The sequence below is a fragment of the Nostoc sp. genome (assembly GCF_036917675.1).
In the GTDB taxonomy this organism is placed as follows: Bacteria; Cyanobacteriota; Cyanobacteriia; order Cyanobacteriales; family Nostocaceae; genus Nostoc.
Map to the genome: position 1 here is coordinate 218730 of NZ_JBALCT010000073.1, position 16079 is coordinate 234808.

General features: G+C 40.9%; 14 protein-coding genes and 1 pseudogene. 4 read left to right on the forward strand and 11 right to left on the reverse strand.

The window, feature by feature from the left end; translation table 11 throughout:
- Positions 1-288 precede the first annotated feature (288 nt).
- A complete protein-coding gene (locus tag V7K31_RS29480; RefSeq protein ID WP_335099668.1) occupies positions 289-1071 on the forward strand; it encodes an ATP-grasp domain-containing protein in 783 nt (260 codons plus the stop codon).
- 151 nt (positions 1072-1222) lie between these two features.
- On the opposite strand, the gene V7K31_RS29485 is transcribed toward V7K31_RS29480, so the two are convergent.
- The 4 genes and pseudogenes from V7K31_RS29485 to V7K31_RS29500 form a co-directional block, all read right to left on the reverse strand.
- Positions 1223-3211, reverse strand: a complete 1989-nt coding sequence (locus tag V7K31_RS29485; protein WP_335099670.1) for a S8 family serine peptidase — start codon at positions 3209-3211, stop codon at positions 1223-1225.
- 200 nt (positions 3212-3411) lie between these two features.
- Entirely contained in the window at positions 3412-3903 is a 492-nt protein-coding gene (locus V7K31_RS29490) for a DUF3368 domain-containing protein (RefSeq protein WP_335099673.1), read from the reverse strand.
- Between the two features lie 5 nt (positions 3904-3908).
- Entirely contained in the window at positions 3909-4160 is a 252-nt protein-coding gene (locus V7K31_RS29495) for a UPF0175 family protein (protein ID WP_335099676.1), read from the reverse strand.
- Between the two features lie 129 nt (positions 4161-4289).
- Positions 4290-4544: pseudogene (locus V7K31_RS29500) on the reverse strand (hypothetical protein); the annotation flags it as partial.
- A gap of 642 nt (positions 4545-5186) precedes the next feature.
- On the opposite strand from V7K31_RS29500, the gene V7K31_RS29505 reads away from it, so the two are divergent.
- Positions 5187-5549 carry a hypothetical protein gene (locus V7K31_RS29505; protein ID WP_335099679.1) on the forward strand — a complete coding sequence of 121 codons (363 nt, stop codon included), beginning with the start codon at positions 5187-5189 and terminating at the stop codon, positions 5547-5549.
- A gap of 70 nt (positions 5550-5619) precedes the next feature.
- On the opposite strand, the gene V7K31_RS29510 is transcribed toward V7K31_RS29505, so the two are convergent.
- Entirely contained in the window at positions 5620-6783 is a 1164-nt protein-coding gene (locus tag V7K31_RS29510) for an NYN domain-containing protein (protein ID WP_335099681.1), read from the reverse strand.
- 63 nt (positions 6784-6846) lie between these two features.
- Complete coding sequence (locus V7K31_RS29515; RefSeq protein ID WP_335099684.1) at positions 6847-7719, reverse strand: D-alanyl-D-alanine carboxypeptidase family protein; 873 nt, start codon at positions 7717-7719, stop codon at positions 6847-6849.
- Between the two features lie 650 nt (positions 7720-8369).
- On the opposite strand from V7K31_RS29515, the gene mnmG reads away from it, so the two are divergent.
- On the forward strand, positions 8370-10313 hold the full coding sequence (gene mnmG, locus V7K31_RS29520) for a tRNA uridine-5-carboxymethylaminomethyl(34) synthesis enzyme MnmG (protein WP_335099687.1): 1944 nt from the start codon (positions 8370-8372) through the stop codon (positions 10311-10313).
- 137 nt (positions 10314-10450) lie between these two features.
- A complete protein-coding gene (locus tag V7K31_RS29525) occupies positions 10451-11797 on the forward strand; it encodes a hypothetical protein (protein WP_335099689.1) in 1347 nt (448 codons plus the stop codon).
- Positions 11798-11862: 65 nt separating this feature from the next.
- Here V7K31_RS29525 and V7K31_RS29530 read toward each other — a convergent pair whose 3' ends face one another.
- From V7K31_RS29530 to V7K31_RS29550, 5 genes are all read right to left on the reverse strand, one after another.
- Entirely contained in the window at positions 11863-12312 is a 450-nt protein-coding gene (locus tag V7K31_RS29530; RefSeq protein WP_335099691.1) for a PIN domain-containing protein, read from the reverse strand.
- Positions 12309-12476 (reverse strand): hypothetical protein, encoded by a 168-nt coding sequence (locus tag V7K31_RS29535; RefSeq protein ID WP_335099693.1) that lies wholly within the window; start codon positions 12474-12476, stop codon positions 12309-12311. The genes V7K31_RS29530 and V7K31_RS29535 overlap by 4 nt, the downstream gene beginning before the upstream one ends.
- A gap of 188 nt (positions 12477-12664) precedes the next feature.
- A complete protein-coding gene (locus V7K31_RS29540; RefSeq protein ID WP_335099695.1) occupies positions 12665-12856 on the reverse strand; it encodes a hypothetical protein in 192 nt (63 codons plus the stop codon).
- A 5-nt stretch (positions 12857-12861) separates the two neighbouring features.
- Positions 12862-13335, reverse strand: a complete 474-nt coding sequence (locus V7K31_RS29545; RefSeq protein WP_335099697.1) for a type II toxin-antitoxin system VapC family toxin — start codon at positions 13333-13335, stop codon at positions 12862-12864.
- A gap of 211 nt (positions 13336-13546) precedes the next feature.
- Positions 13547-15862 carry a hypothetical protein gene (locus V7K31_RS29550; protein WP_335099700.1) on the reverse strand — a complete coding sequence of 772 codons (2316 nt, stop codon included), beginning with the start codon at positions 15860-15862 and terminating at the stop codon, positions 13547-13549.
- Positions 15863-16079: the final 217 nt, after the last annotated feature.

Genomic DNA, 16079 nt, shown 5'->3' on the forward strand with positions numbered 1-16079 from the left:
TCAGATGGATGAGATATGCGATGGGATTGTGGTTTAAATAGTTTTGTCGGGTTCGTTGTGGATATAGCGGTTCTCGCTTGAGTGAGGCAGAAAAACCCCACCCCCAACCCCCTCCCCGCAAGCGAGGAGGGGGCTATGATGTACGTTATTAGGAAACGCTATATTCGTCCTAAAATTCGAGTTGGTGCGTTATGCTACGCGATGATTATCATTGCGATTTAGTGGTGATTTGATTTTTTTGAAGCCCTACTATAATTAGTAATTAGCTCTATATTCAATCCAAATACTGTGAGATTTCTTTTTCCTAGTGATTACTTCAATCCTAAAAAAGCGGATGCAGCATACTTGGAGCAAGTTGCTTGTATGCAAAATGCTGGGTTTGCAACTTCTGTTATTTCTTTGGAGTCGCTAGGATCTGGTTTATCAAAGATTATTCCAGTCCCCACTCTTGATTCAAAAGTGGTCTATCGGGGTTGGATGCTCTCGCCTTCCGATTATGAGTTATTGGTTAGTGTTGTAGAGAATACAGGGGCAAGTGTTTTAACTTCTAAGGCTGAGTATCTAGCTACACACTATCTGACAAACTGGTATCCCCTGATTACTGATTTAACTCCAGAGACTAAATTTTATTCCGTCGATGATGATTTAGAGAGTGAGTTGAATCGACTTGGCTGGAATGGATTTTTTATCAAAGATTATGTTAAGTCTCTCAAAACCTCAGTTGGTTCGATGATTGATAAACCTTCGGAAATCAAAACAGTGGTTGCCCAAATGCAGAAATTTCGGGGCAGTATTGAGGGAGGTATTTGTGTCCGGCGGATTGAAGATTTTGTGCCTGAAACTGAAAGGCGTTACTTTGTCGTATATGGTAAACCTTTTGCCGCTTTACCAGATGAAGAAATCCCAGAGATTGTTTCTGAGTGTGCCAAGCGGATTAGAAGTCAGTTTTTCTCTGTGGATGTAATAGAGCGTAAAGATGGTAGTAAGCGGATTGTAGAAATTGGTGATGGACAGGTATCAGATATTGTTGGATGGACGGCTGAACGTTTTACTCAACTATGGGTAGTCTGATGATTAAACCTTTGCGTTCCTATCCTGCGGGAAGGCGAAGCGCATCTGCGTTTAAATTTAAACTCTCAATTCGCCACGAAATTTACGCAAAAGGTTGGGTTTTGCGATCGCTCACCCAGTCTACAATTATCCTTAAGCGAATACGCTTGGTTCACAATCCAATTTCAATGGTCAAGCTGCGAATCTTTCCTGTATCTGCTTCAGCTTGATCTGCAACTTCCAGAGTCCAGGTTCCTTGGGGACTTTTACCTTTAAAGGCAGCAAGTTTAAGGGTGTTTACTTCGTCATAGGTTGTTTTAATATTATCTGTACCTCCCCCCTGGCGATCGTGCAGAATGATCGGCAGTATGCCTATTTGCACTGGGGGAAGGAGAGTAACTACAAGATCCCCAATAAAAGTATGCTCGATGTCTACATTAACTTTGATAGATTTGATCAGGCTGGTATTAGCGATCGCCAACGATAATGTTGATATCTGCAAATCGTTAATCGGGATATCTTGCACTGCTTTGAAAATGCTAATGGGCGATGTTTGATCTGGCTTGGCCAATTCTACAGCTTTGAGAGCATTGATTCGACCGTAACCGTAGAAGGGGCTGCGACCATTGGTATCATATTTACCTCCAGATGGATCAATGCGATCGCTGGAGTGTTTAATAATATCTCGCACTTCATCCCAAAGCAGATTTGGGTTTCTGGCAATAATCAGGGCTGCTACACCTGCTGCACCTGGACAAGAGCTGGAAGTTCCGCCGAATTCGTTTGTGTAGTTACCTGCGGCTTCACCCAGATTCCGATTACCCGAATTATAACCAAGTACACCAGAGCGATCGGTTGTCCAAATTCCAGTGGTTTGAGAACTGTCGCCATTGTTGCTGGGGAAGGCGCACCAAACCGCCTGACCAAAGTCACTGTAAGCGCTTCTCGTGCCAAAATCGTTACAAGCTGCCACAGCAATCACCTTTTGGTAGCTGGCGTAGCCGTCATTATCCACGCTTTCGTTACCATTCCCAGCCGCGAATAAAATTACACAGCCCTTGCCGTTGCGTCCTTTATTGATTGCAAAATCTATCGCAAGTCGTGTAGAGTCAGGCAGAGGTATTTTCTGGTTGTGTGCAGGATCGTTTGGCTCAAACCAAACCCCATCTGCTGGTCCCCAGCTACAAGAAATCACATCAGCACCATTTTCAGCCGCCCAAACAAAAGCATCTGCTTCATCCTGTGACCCCAGCGCCGAAGCTAAACGAATCGGCATCAGCTTTGCACCCGGCGCCACACCAGATGCACCAAAATTGCCGTTTGCACAAGCTACTCCTGCACAGCCCGTCCCGTGGTTATCGTCGTTTCCCGGTCTCGGATTATTAGTTTTACGTGTGACATCACGCGGAGCAACAATTTTTCCAGAGGAACGCAACTCTTCATGTTCAAGATCCACACCGTCGTCGATAATTGCAATTATCGCCCCTGTGCCATCGCTTAACTTCCAAGCTGCCTCAACGTTGGCATGGGCGTTAATTATTTTACCATTAATTGTTATTTGCTTTAAGTGCCACTGCTGCGAGAAAACCTGACGTTGGCGTGATTCACGCGCTAGTTCAGGATGGCACAGTTCTACTGATTCCTCATTCAGAAGTCTCTCGGCGATGTCAAAGATGGCTATACCAGTATTTGCCGGTGCATTGACAAAGTAAGCATTTTGTGAGTATTCAAGTTGGCGTTTAATTGTTAAGCCGTAACGTCCTAAGACCTCTTGGCAGACCCTTGACTCTTCTTGGTTATCGAATTTAACGAAGAGATTTTCGGTGTAAACTACAGGTTGTCTGGATATTGGATCGACAAGAACACGTCCGGCAAATTGCACTTCCGGCTCTTGGTTGAGAATTTCACGGGCGCGATCGCGCAGAGCCACACCCTGATTCGGAACTTTCGCTTGCAAAATTTCGACACCCGCTTGCCGAAACCGCGTTGTTAGCTGAAATTGATTGAGGATGCTACGAGCTGTGGGTGATACAGGTGCGGCTTCAAACGGTCTTGCACCAACAAGAGTACTGCGGTTTTCGGTACGCACTACAACGTGTTCGTTACTGATCGCAAGTTCATACTGTTGGCCGTTCTGTCCACCATAGCGAACCTGAACCATAATTCAATCTCCTGGGATATTAATTAATTCGTGGCGAATTCTCTACCTCCCTCTGCAAAAGTTTCTCTTACAGAATCAAAAAACAAAAGGGCCATGTCGGGGTTTTCTTGGGCAATGTAAACATCGTAGATGATCTCACCTTGGTTGATGAGAGAATAGCGATCGCAGACAAATACCTAATTTTGCCTATTTTTTGCTAATTAGTCTATTAATTCTCCTGTTTGTCGTAAGACTTGTTCATAAAGACTGCGGCTCACCCAATATTGAGCAGTATTAATCATAGCATCTAGTAAGGGTTGCACCTGTGTAATTATCTTTCTATTTTTTGCTAATAAGAGAATACCTAAAGTACCAATTGTTTGTAATCCCAAATTTTGAGCTACTTGGCGTGCTTCACGTTCATCTAGCAAAATTTGCCGTTCTCCAGTTTCTAGGGCTAAGGCAATTGCTTCGCGTTCACCATTATCTAATTCTGGCGGTATATTCAGTGTTATTGTTGAAACTGAGATAACTTGCAACCATCTGGCAGCGATCGCTTGCAATATAAATTCCGATCCTGGAAAACTTAGAATAGTCGTTTCATAATAAACAGCTTGGGGAATAACAATTTGTCTAAATGTAGTCTGCAAGATATCAAGACGATTAATAGCTGCAAAATTTATCAAAGGCGTAGCGTTACAAACAACGGTCACAATCTCTAAAAACCTGCTTCAATGATTTCAATATCTTCAGCTAAATCTGCTTCATTATAATGACGCTTAATTTTGTTTTGTCCTAAAAGTTTCTGAAATTCCCATACAGGCAAGTTAGCTAGGTGACGTGCTTGACTAAAGGTAAAAATATTCTGTGCGTACAACTGTAAAGCTAATTCCTGGAGAATAGCTCTTTCACCTTGATTTAAGGAATCAGGTGATATTTGCAAGTTGATGGGTTGGATAAATTGACTCATTACCAACTCGTGTTAAGTAGGGCTTACTATAGCAATCCTAAATCATTCGTGAACAACAAGATCCCCGACTTCTCAAAACCCGCCTCAGAATGAATTCTGAGGCTAATAGCTAAAGTCTTCTAAAGAAGACTGAGAAAAATGAGCCACTTCAGGATTAGCTTTAGCAGCCGATTCTACCTCTAGTACAGCCTTGCCATAATCGAGTGGTTGCTCCGGTGCTTTCTCGATCGCAGCTACAGTATAAGGAGAATGTTTTTTGAGCGTAACGAGAAACTTGCCAGTCTTATCCCATAACGCTTCACCTAACTTTTCGCCAGTTTTTTCTAAGGCTTTAGTGGCTATTACAGAGCCGATCGCGATCGCCGCAGTAGTTAAAGGTTCCATCTGCTACTCTGACTATGTGTATCCTCTTTACTTATTAACACACCGCTTTGGTTCTAAGCTGATGTTGTCTCGTTAAGAGTCTCCGACTGGGAATGCCGTTTTAGAGGCTCCGCCTCTTGAAAAGCGGCACAGCCGCCAGGAGGCGCATTTCCAGCTTCTAGCTGGAAACGAGGTTCGAGGTTTTAAAAGGGTTTGCGCTTAAGTTGACACCAATGGCAAGATGCCCACGGCACAAAAGTTTTACTATTGCTTTTTAAGTTTCGTAGTCTGGCGATGCATTATGGCAATTAAGTTAAAAAATTGAGATTTCTCGGAATATTTCCGATTTTAGACACCACAGCGCTACTTTTTTAACTCATTGCGTCTTATATCTAAACTTTGCTTCTTAAAATCGTGATTTTTTTCTTAAAATCATGATTTATTTCTTAAAATCGTGATTTTTTTCTTAAAATCATGATTTATTTCTTAAAATCGTGATTTTTTTCTTAAAGTCACGATTTTTTTCTTATAATCATCGTGCTTTTAGTTAATATTGCTGAGGTGAATATTACACTCGCTACTAATTTTTGTGGATTCTACTGAACCAAAATCTGGCTTTAATAAGCCAAGCTAGCTCTAGAAGACAATAAAAAGAATATATATATGCCTCGTCAAAAACGTACATACCGCGCTCTAGAAAAAGCTGAATTAAGACTTGCTGGACTCAGAGCAATTAATCCTGATATGGATTTTGGAGATACTCGCAATCTCCAAAACATAACCCAAATAAGTCAGCAATTACGTGTCAAAATTGATGCTTATAATACTGCTCTATCTGTGATTGACTCTACTAAAACCAATATGGATGAATTGGAAAAAACTTTAACTGACCTGACTGATAAAATGCTAGTTGGAATTGCATTTACTTACGGCACAGACAGCAGTGAATATGAAATGGCGGGTGGTCTTCGCAAAAGCAAACGGACTCGCAAAAGCACAGCGACACCCTTGAAGACAATTTTATAATTACACACTATTTTTTTGGCGGTGCGTTAGGTTAAACCCGTAACGCACTCTAATGGCTCTATTTTAGCATTTAACCCCTTTTTAAAGGTGTCAAAGTAGATGAGGGCGTAGGGATTTGAATCTGGGGAGCTGGTATAGGTATAAAGCGATCGCAAACAGACTTAAGAATACGATTAATTTGTCCTTCGTAAGCACATCCAATTACAGTTTTTCCATATTCATGGAGCTTTTTAGCTAAGGCGGCAAATGCACCATCACCAGATACAATTACAAAAACTTGCAGTGTCGGACGACTCTGAGCTAATTCCATGACATCAATAGCTAGTTGCATGTCTGCTGCATTCCGTTTGTAACTATAATCAAAAATTTGAATTGCTTCAATGCCAAGTTCTTGAATCTCATTTTTGAGTAGCTTTAATCGAGAATCACTCCAGTCAGCATAAGCGCATTGGATAGCAATTTTATTAACTTGGGTAGTGTTTTCGATATCTGTTTGAATTTGTTTCAAAGAAAAATTTAAGTTGGGATTGTTTCTACCCATTGTTAAGTTCTCAATATCATAGAAAATAGCTGTATTAAACTGCTCAATCTTGGGTGAAACGTTAGTTGTAGTAGTAAACTGTTCAAGGCAAACCTGACGCTGTTTTAAGTTTTGAAACTCAGCTATTAAAGACGCTATTTCTGTTTTGAATTCAGAATTGACTTCTTTCTGTTCTAATTGTGCAATTACTGTTGTTAAATTATTGATTTGCAGCTTGGCTTGTTCTAATTCCTGCTGTAACTTTTCAGTTAATGTATTGATTTGACTCTGGGTTTGGACAGTCTGCTCCCGAAGTTCCGCCATGTTTCTGGAAAAAATTTGCTGGCGTTGCTGATAAGCAGTTACCAAAGCTTGCTGGACAATATCCCATTCTCTGGGGAAAGCCTGATGGGTACACACTTGTAAAACTGTTTCATAACCAGCGATGGCAATTTCTAAATTACTCGCACGGTTCCCTTGCTCAAAGCCTTGAATAATCGTACTCAGTTTGACAATGACTCTGGCTATATTAATAGCCTTAGCAGGTTCTTGAGCAAAGCGATCGCTTACCCATTTTCGCAACATTAAAGCTAGATTATCATTGAGTTTGCTTAAGTTATGTTGCAGAAGTGGATATATTTCCTGATTTTGATAAATTGCCTTTAATAAATCCATCAGGAAGCTTTGTTCCTGGTTAGCAGCTTCGTTTGGCATAGTTAAATCCTTGACAATACATATTTTAGGTTAGTATTCCCAAGTTTTCATCCTATCTAACAATTAAAGTGGCGTAATCCAATAAGTAATGCCCCGGACAATTTGTTTGTTAAAACCAAACAGAGGTAAATTTTCTTTAGATAAACCTACATAAGTCCAATGTGGGACATCATTTTTTACAGTTTGAAACCAACCATTTTCATTTAGAGCTTTTATCTGTTCTTTATTAGATACGCGTAAATCAATTGCTAATCCCCAGAGATGTTGTGAAGTTCCAGGAGGTGCAACCAAACCAAGGATTTTTGTTTCTTGACCCTGCTGAACTTTTGCTAAAATTCTATCGTTAGCATATTTATGCCAAAATTTTAAATTTGTGTTGAAGGTGCGAGTACAATCACCAGAACCATAACCAGATTTTAGCGGAATTTTTTGTTGGATTCGCACTTTATTTAAAGCATCAGCCGCCGATTTTTGTAAGTAACAGTCCTTAGTGCCATCAACATGAGCCATTGTTAAACTAGCTTGAAAATCTTGGGTTTCTTGTTCATTTCCCATGATATCTTTTGGCGGCACTTTAATTCCGATATCTTGATTTACAAAGACTGCGCCATACGCCCGCAGCAAAATATATTCATAAGTACCAGGCTGGGGAATTGTGGGTAAGTTTTTTGCGATCGCAGATAAAAAACGCTGTTGATCGTTTAATTCTGGGTTGGGAATAAATGGTTGTAATATTGTCTTTTGAGAATTATCTGTACAAGGTAATAAATCAGTACTCAAGCATCCGTTTAATGATTGAGGAGTTATACTCAATTGGTTGGGGGTAATCTCATTACTAGCTCTTAAGAGAAAAATGATGAAGATAACTATACCGATAAAAGTTAGCTTTTTGATAAGTCTACTAATATTTTTTTTCTTCTTGATGGTGATTTTCATTTTTAAATAGTTGCTTAATTGGTTCAAGAATAAAAGTAAGACTATAGCGGTTCTCAATTGAGTAAGGTAGAAGAACCCCACCCCCAACCCCCTCCCCGCAAGCGAGGAGCAGGGTGGATTAATTGTCATCCTAGAAAAATTGAAACCCTTATTCTTCCGTTCATGAATCGAGTTACCCTGTTAGCAGACTGACGAGGTTACGGGGATTCCAAATTTTCTCTGTACACAATTAATCCACCCTGCCTCCCCGCAAGCGAGGAGGGGGCTATGAAATAGCCCTGGCTCTATCTCCCCTCTCCTTAGTAAGGAGAGGGGTTGGGGGTGAGGTTTTGATCTGATGTACTTCATGTAATTACTAACTGCTATATATGCTTCTATAGAACTTGTGCAAGATATCTAATATATATCCGTAATAAACAAATTTATGTTGAGGGCTAACCATGTAAAAAATACCTGTGATCGATAAACCGGAACATTGCCACAATTCTTAAAAAAGATGAGATTTTTTACCTATTACTCAAGTAGAAAACAAACTTCTCTCTAATTGACTACTAGTCAATTTAATAACTTGATTATCAAAAAGATACCTCCAGCAAACCACCGGAACAGTTAAAATTGAAAAGGACTTTAAGTTTGCTGATCCTGTAAGTATGACCATGCACAATTCCGTTGAATTCCAAGACGCTTTTGATGTCATAGTCGTCGGTGCAGGTCACTCCGGTTGCGAAGCAGCTCTCGCCTCTGCCCGCCTCGGTTGTCGTACCTTGCTATTGACGCTCAACTTAGATAGAATCGCTTGGCAACCTTGTAACCCAGCAGTGGGTGGCCCGGCCAAATCTCAGTTGACTCATGAGGTAGATGCACTCGGCGGAGAAATTGGCAAAGTAGCAGACCGCACCTACTTGCAAAAACGTATCCTCAACTCTTCACGAGGTCCTGCTGTTTGGGCATTACGCGCCCAGACGGATAAGCGCGAATATGCAGCAGTGATGAAAAGTATTGTCGAGAACCAAGAAAACTTGACAATCCGCGAAAGTATGACTACAGATTTGGTTCTGGGCGCTAACGGTGAAGTCATCGGCGTTGAAACTTATTTTGGTGTAGGGTTCCAATGTAAAGCAGTTATCTTGACAACTGGCACCTTCCTGGGAGGCAAAATTTGGGTTGGTAACAAATCAATGCCAGCCGGACGCGCTGGAGAATTTGCGGCTGAGGGATTGACACAAACTCTCAATCGCCTGGGATTTGAAACCGGAAGGCTAAAAACAGGAACTCCCGCACGGGTAGACAAGCGATCGGTAGATTATAGTAAAATGCTAATCCAGCCAGGGGATGAAGATGTGCGCTGGTTTAGTTTTGACCCAGATGTGTGGGTAGAACGGGAACAATTGCCTTGCTACATCACTCGCACAACCGCCGAAACCCATCGCCTAATTCAGGATAATTTGCACCTGTCGCCCGTCTATGGCGGTTGGGTGGAAGCCAAAGGACCGCGTTATTGTCCCAGTATTGAAGATAAGATTGTCCGCTTTGCTGATAAGGAAAGCCATCAAATTTTTATTGAACCCGAAGGAAGGGATATACCCGAACTTTATATCCAAGGGTTTTCCACAGGTTTACCAGAAAATTTGCAACTGCACATGTTGCGGACTCTCCCCGGTTTGGAAAAATGTGTGATGCTGCGTCCGGCTTATGCTGTGGAGTATGACTATTTACCAGCAACTCAGTGTTATCCCACACTAATGACTAAGAAGATTGCGGGGCTGTTTTGTGCTGGGCAGATTAACGGCACCACAGGTTATGAAGAAGCCGCAGCTCAAGGGCTGGTGGCGGGAATTAACGCCGCTCGATTTGTGCGCTCTCAAGAAATGATTGTCTTTGCCCGTGAGCAAAGTTACATTGGGACGCTAGTTGATGACTTGTGTACAAAAGACCTGCGGGAACCTTACCGGATGCTTACCAGTAGGTCAGAGTATCGATTGCTGTTGCGTTCTGACAATGCCGACCAACGCCTGACACCCTTGGGACGAGAAATTGGTTTAATTAGCGATCGCCGTTGGGATCTATTTACCCAAAAACAGGCAAATATTACCACAGAAAAAGAAAGATTGCAAGTTACACGAGTCAAAGAACATGATGAAATTGGGATAGCGATCGCATCTGATACCCAGCAATTAATTAAAGGTTCCATTACCCTGAATGAGTTACTGCGGCGTCCAGGATTCCATTACGTTGATCTTGACAGGTTCGGACTGGGAAACGCCAACCTCAACCGCGCCGAGAAAGAAGGCGCAGAAATTGACATTAAATATTTTGGCTATCTCGCTAGACAACAAAATCAGATTGACCAAATTGCCCGCCAAGCGCACCGCCACTTACCTGGGGATTTGGACTATACAACAATTGATACCCTTTCCAAAGAGGCACGGGAGAAGCTGACTCACGTAAAACCACTCACTCTTGGCCAAGCAGCACGTATCGGTGGTGTAAACCCAGCCGATATTAATGCCTTATTATTATATTTAGAATTAGGTAGAACCAAGAGCCGGTCTAAGTTTCCAGCGTTAGCTTCACACAAAGTTGATAAAGACTGAGTATAGTAGTAGGCAAGGAGATTGGTATGATAGATGACATAAATCTTAGTACTGCCATTATCAACAATCTTCCGATGAAAGTTGAGTTTAATACCAACCTCAATCAACTCGTCTAAATCGGATGGGGGATTGGGTGTTTGATTAATGATCTTAATTTCCAGGCAGTAAGGGCGGCGTTTCTCCGTCCTAGCAACAAAGATAAAACATCTATGTTACAAGAAGCCAGCACCCGTCCTCGTCTCATAATTGTACCGGAACCATCAGAAGACTTAATCGCCAACGAGCCTTGGTCGATAGAAAACTATGCTGATGGTCTAATGGATGAACTCTTTGCCGATATCGACGACATTCTAAATGTTAGTACTAATCTACTTTCTCAAGCCGTTAGGCGTTCTGCTGCTGGAGTTTCCCCCCAACCTCAACATCAGTCGCCTTCAGAATACGTGCCTCTGCAAACAGTTACGATCCCCACACGGAACCAAGCAGTACAGTCAGTGGTTCAAGATAACCACAAACACTTAAGTACTGTGAAATCAGTTAGTAGAAAGCGTCAAAAAAGTAGTCGGACTTTGGGCAAACTACTGATTGTGGGAACAACTTTAGGCGTGGCGATCGCTGGTATTATCTACCTGATTGCGTCTGGAGTCATATATCTTTTAAATATCAAATTGCCTGAATCAGCTCTTATAGTGCCGCAAGGGCAGTTACAGTTGCCTGTAAAAACAGAAATTGAGGCAGAATTAGTTGACTATATGCTTGAAGCGCTAGCAGTTATAGACAAGGAAGAAGCAAAAAGCAATCAAAAACCGGAATTCTCCAGTCGGGCAAATACTAACCAAATAGCCCTTGGTAACGAGCAAATAACTGGTAATCTACCAGCATTTTCACCAGCCCCTAAACGTTCTGGAAGTGTTGTTGAACGCATCTATGTCCCCGTTTATCAAGCGCCGTCGCCAATGCATTACGCGTTCCCGGCTATTCCTGGTAGTCCCAGACTTGTACCACAATTTGGCAATGGGTTAAAGGAATCTCAACCGAATGTTGTTAAATCTGCTCTGAATTCAGTGCAACAAGCTGCCAAACCTGTAACCGCCAACTTTGCTGCGGCTGTACAAGCCGAATTTAAACGTGTGGTTGGGAAAACTGCACCCATTACCGTGCGGCAAACACCTAACCCTCTACCGGCATTACCAGTAGTTCCATTGCGGGCTGCACTCGCACCAGAATCAGAACCAACTATTACCCAAGAACAAGTATTTCCGGCAACTGCGATCGCGGTTGCTCCTAGTGATACCTTAGAGGGATTGCTAGAGTTGGGCAAAAAATCTGCCGCTTTGTTTAAAATTGATGGCGTGACTCGCCGCATCAATATGGGTGAAAGTATTGGCTCAAGTGGTTGGACACTAGTAGATGTTAGTAATGGCGAAGCTATCATCCGACGTAATGGCGAAGTGCGATCAATTTATGCAGGGCAGAAATTGTAAGAGTTTTTCTGTCAGCAGCTCCTTCACACACCAAAATATTGCCCCTATCTTTGCCTACCAACTAACTAATCGCTATCTTGCGCCCCCAACGGCTGTAAGAACTGATGAATTGACAAAACGGGTATAGATGAACTCAAAAAACCTTGCGTATCGCGTGTCAAAATAGCGTCTAACCCTTGAGCAATAGCACAAGCAATTTGAACGGCATCTTCAAAATCAGCTAAACCAGATCCGAACGCTGATTCCAAGACAGCTCGATTAACGGCACAAATTACCATAGCAGTTAGCGTTTCTGAAACTGCTTGACGTGCTTGCTCAATGCTGCGAGTGTGTCTTCGGGAAATATAAAAAATATCTGTAAGTGTTGTCGCTCTAACATATCCAACGACACGACCAGAATCAATCTCCTGAAACAACAGTTCCGCGTCCTGGAAAAATGGCGTAGGCGTAGCCCGCCGCAGGCATCGCTCCAACAGAAAATCTAGGACAATATTGGTATCAATTAAAACTTTCACTGGAAATACTTGTCCAACCGTCGCTCTTCTAACATTGCAGCCACTTCTTCATCAGTCGGTGCTGGCTGGTCTGTTTTTAACAAGCCTCGCATCCGTCTAATCGCGCCAGAGCGCTCAGGTTTAGAAATTGGCGTGTCTTGCAAAGACTCAATGATGGCGCTCACCAGTGCAAGGCGATGTCTACGACGGGCTATTCGGCGTCGCTCGGTGGTAGCTTGAAGACCTGCTCTTTCAATTCTTGTAGCAACATAGACGGCTCCTATGGTCGAAGGTGTCTATCATCTAGTATGAGCGATCGCGCCCTCTATGACCAGATTTATTGACCCTGCTACAGCAGATTGCCTTGGGATGATCACTGACTATTTTTGCTCCGTCCGCTCCAACGTTTTGTTAAACTACGCTTTGGCGATAATTTTACGATTTCCCAACCACTTTCAACTTGCTGTCTCTGCAAATCCGCAAAAATTGCGTCCAAGTTATAGTTGAACGACTTAGCATATTCTTCACGAATTCGGTGAATTTCTTCTACAATTTCGTCTTGCAAGATAATTAATCTCCCAAAAGTTCATACGGTGTACAAAGGATTGGTAACTCATAACCAAAATCAAGACTGATCTCTGCTAACTTTCCCTGAATTTGAGCATTGGCAATATGTTTACAGTTCCACGTTAACAGATAATCTAAGCCGTGAACGGTAGCTGTTGCAATATGAATAGCATCGATATCAGCTTTTGGCGGAAGATTGCTACGAGCAAGGAACTGTGCAGCTAAGTCTCGCACAGCGTGATTGATTTCTAGTAATTGAAAACCACGAAGTATCTCTATACGTTGAGTAGCAACCTCCGCATCTCCCTTGGCTACTTCGTTAAGAACTGCCTGGGATATGTAAAGCAGAAAATCACTTCGACGGGACTCCCACCATTCTTTTGTAATTTCTATGTTTGCCGCTAGGATCAGGTTTCTCGTTGATCTTGCTGTGAGGTAGCCCAGGATACTGGTTTCAATATAGACAGTTTCGCTCATGTAGAACGTGTTGATAGCCTTTCCATCTAACCCATACTATCGCTTGTTAGGCTCGGTAAATATTTAGACTGTTTCGCATCCCCACCAATCCGCGTCCTGGAAAAATGGCTCTAGCTCCAACAGAAAATCTAGGATAATATTGGTATCAATTAAAACTCTCACTGAAGATACTTGTCCACCCATCGCTCTTCTAAAATTATAAGTCTGTCTCTCAATTTTCAATTAATACCTTCGCCACTTTTTGTAGCAAGGATGATTGACTATTATCACTGATCTTTAAAACATTTTGAGTTAGTGTACTAAAATGTAAAGCCGTGATGGGATGCTCGATAAGTTCAGATGTCTCAATTTCAGTTTTAGAATATGTCTTCCCAATCAAATGATAGGCTCTAAACCCTCTTTTAATAGGGCTATCAATATTTTTAGCGGGCGGAACATAATACTGAATAAATGTTGCGTTATCCAAATCAAAACATATCATATTTTGTATTCTGCTAATGGGTTTAATCTCACCGTTATAATACGACACCAAAGGGAATAACCTACTACTATTTTCATCTTTAATTTCTCGGTTAATTTTTAGTTCTCCATTTTCCATATCTTCAAGAATACTATTTCGTCCAATTAAAGTTGGTGTATATAAATCATCTGTATAGCAACTAATATATAACTGCTCAGATTCATCTACAAAATATTGTTGATCATCAATTAATTTTTCTGATTTGTTTTTTTGCCTTCTTAAAAATGGAAATTTATCTTTAATCTGTTTCATGTCGCGCATTACATTTTCGATATATATGGAACCGTCTTTATATAAGAATTCTACTGCTACCGCTTTAGCTTCCTTTTTTCGTGGGCTACGCACATATATAGTAAAGAATCGTTTTTCAGGAAATGATTGAGGAGTAATAGGCAAGCCAAAGTTGGGATTTACAAGACTTTCCCTGATCCAATTCTTAATTCCCAGTTCAATCAAGACCTTCTGAAATTTAGGTGAAATCTTTATCTTGTGTTTCTCGCGGAAATCTTCCCATTGTTTACTATCTTCTTGTCCTCTTAGATAGCAGGAAATAGAACCTTCGACATCCAAGAATTTCCCATCTGTAAAAGCCTGCATATCCAGGCGCAGAATATCTCGATCAATTTTTTTATCTATATAATTTAGAACTGACCAAGAAGCAAATTTTACATCTCCAACAGCCCTAAATTCTGATATATTTATCCCCTGCGTGCTAAAAAACTCTCCTGTCTCCAAATAGTTAAATCTTTTCTTTAACTGGGAATAGAAATCAACTTTCTCTCTATTATCTATTTTTGTTGATGGATACCAGAATTTATCATTTCTCTGGTAAGCCATTGAACCCGCTTCTTCCTCCAAATCTTTATTGAGAACTAAATAGTTTTTTCGCTTATCAAGTTCAATATCTAACCAGGGAACAACTTCAGTAATTCTCCAGCAAGCATCGTCCTCACCCTCAACTTCTACTTTTTCATAGGTACTAACAGTTTTCCCAGAATTATAAAATGTGAGAGGAGATACGCCTTGATGTTTCAGAAAATTTTTCAGAAATTGTTGGTCATCTTCAATCAGATCAACTCCAGTATTGTTAATAATCTCTAATGATTCTACAGATTCTATATTTTTGATAAAAGGGTTTTCTAAGTAGTGGTCAGCCTGAAGATGAAGGGGTTTAAAGTCAATACCACACTCACTTAAAAAATCCTCAAGTTTTGTCATAAGGTTTTGGTAATGATAAACCTGAGTCTTTTTGAACTTGTCATAATCTTTGCTATCTTTAGGAAATTGCATAAAATAAATAGAATTTTTACAGCGAGCATCGAGGTCACGTTCAAAGTAGTAGCTCTTCTTGTTGTAGACCAACAACTCTCCTACATCGTCACTATCTATAGTACTGTACTGATCTTCTGGTAATAATAGCCGCCTTTTTCGAGATAAGGTTAATGTTAGTACATTATGGTGATTGTATTTGATTAACAAATTCTGTCCCCACACCACAAGAGCGTTTTTCGATTTGGTTAGATTTTTGGAATGAACTAAGAGCAATTCTTCAAAACCATTCATTGTCTCAACAGATAAACCTTGAGAAAGAATATAAAATTTAAAAACCAAATTTAAAATTCTTTCTCGATTATTGGGAAATAACTGTTTCCATCCCGAATGGCTTTTATTAGGGGATAAAAAGAACACATGCTTTTTCCCGTCAGCGTATGAGAGGAAGTACTGAATCTCTGAATCTTCCCGTGTTTCGCCATATTCAGAAAGCCGTTCTTGGATCTGATTTTTAATTAATCTATGCTGTTTCTTATAGAAAGTAGCTCGTGAATCCTCATCTTCGGAATACTTATCTTCAGTAGGCTGATATTCAAGAACAAAATGGTCAATCCCTTTACCAATTTTAAAAAGATATAGAAAAAGTTTTTCAGCAACTTCTTTTGGTGTTTGTAATATCTCTAGCTGATTTGTTCGTGATTTATCTGATAATGCTTTAGTCATTTTATCTTTCATTTTATTTCTCCTTCGGGAACAAAAAGTCTTTGAGTATATTGGATTCAACGGGGAAACTTTGGCTATCAAAGTAAATCAAATTTCCAGAAAATAATGTTGGTGAGTATTGGTGACTTTTTTCTTGGGTTGCGTGCAAATTTAGAAGTAACCCTCTCACGGCGCTAAATTTTGGATAGTCTAAAACAATGTCATTTAGCTTCTTTTGGCTTTTTTTCAG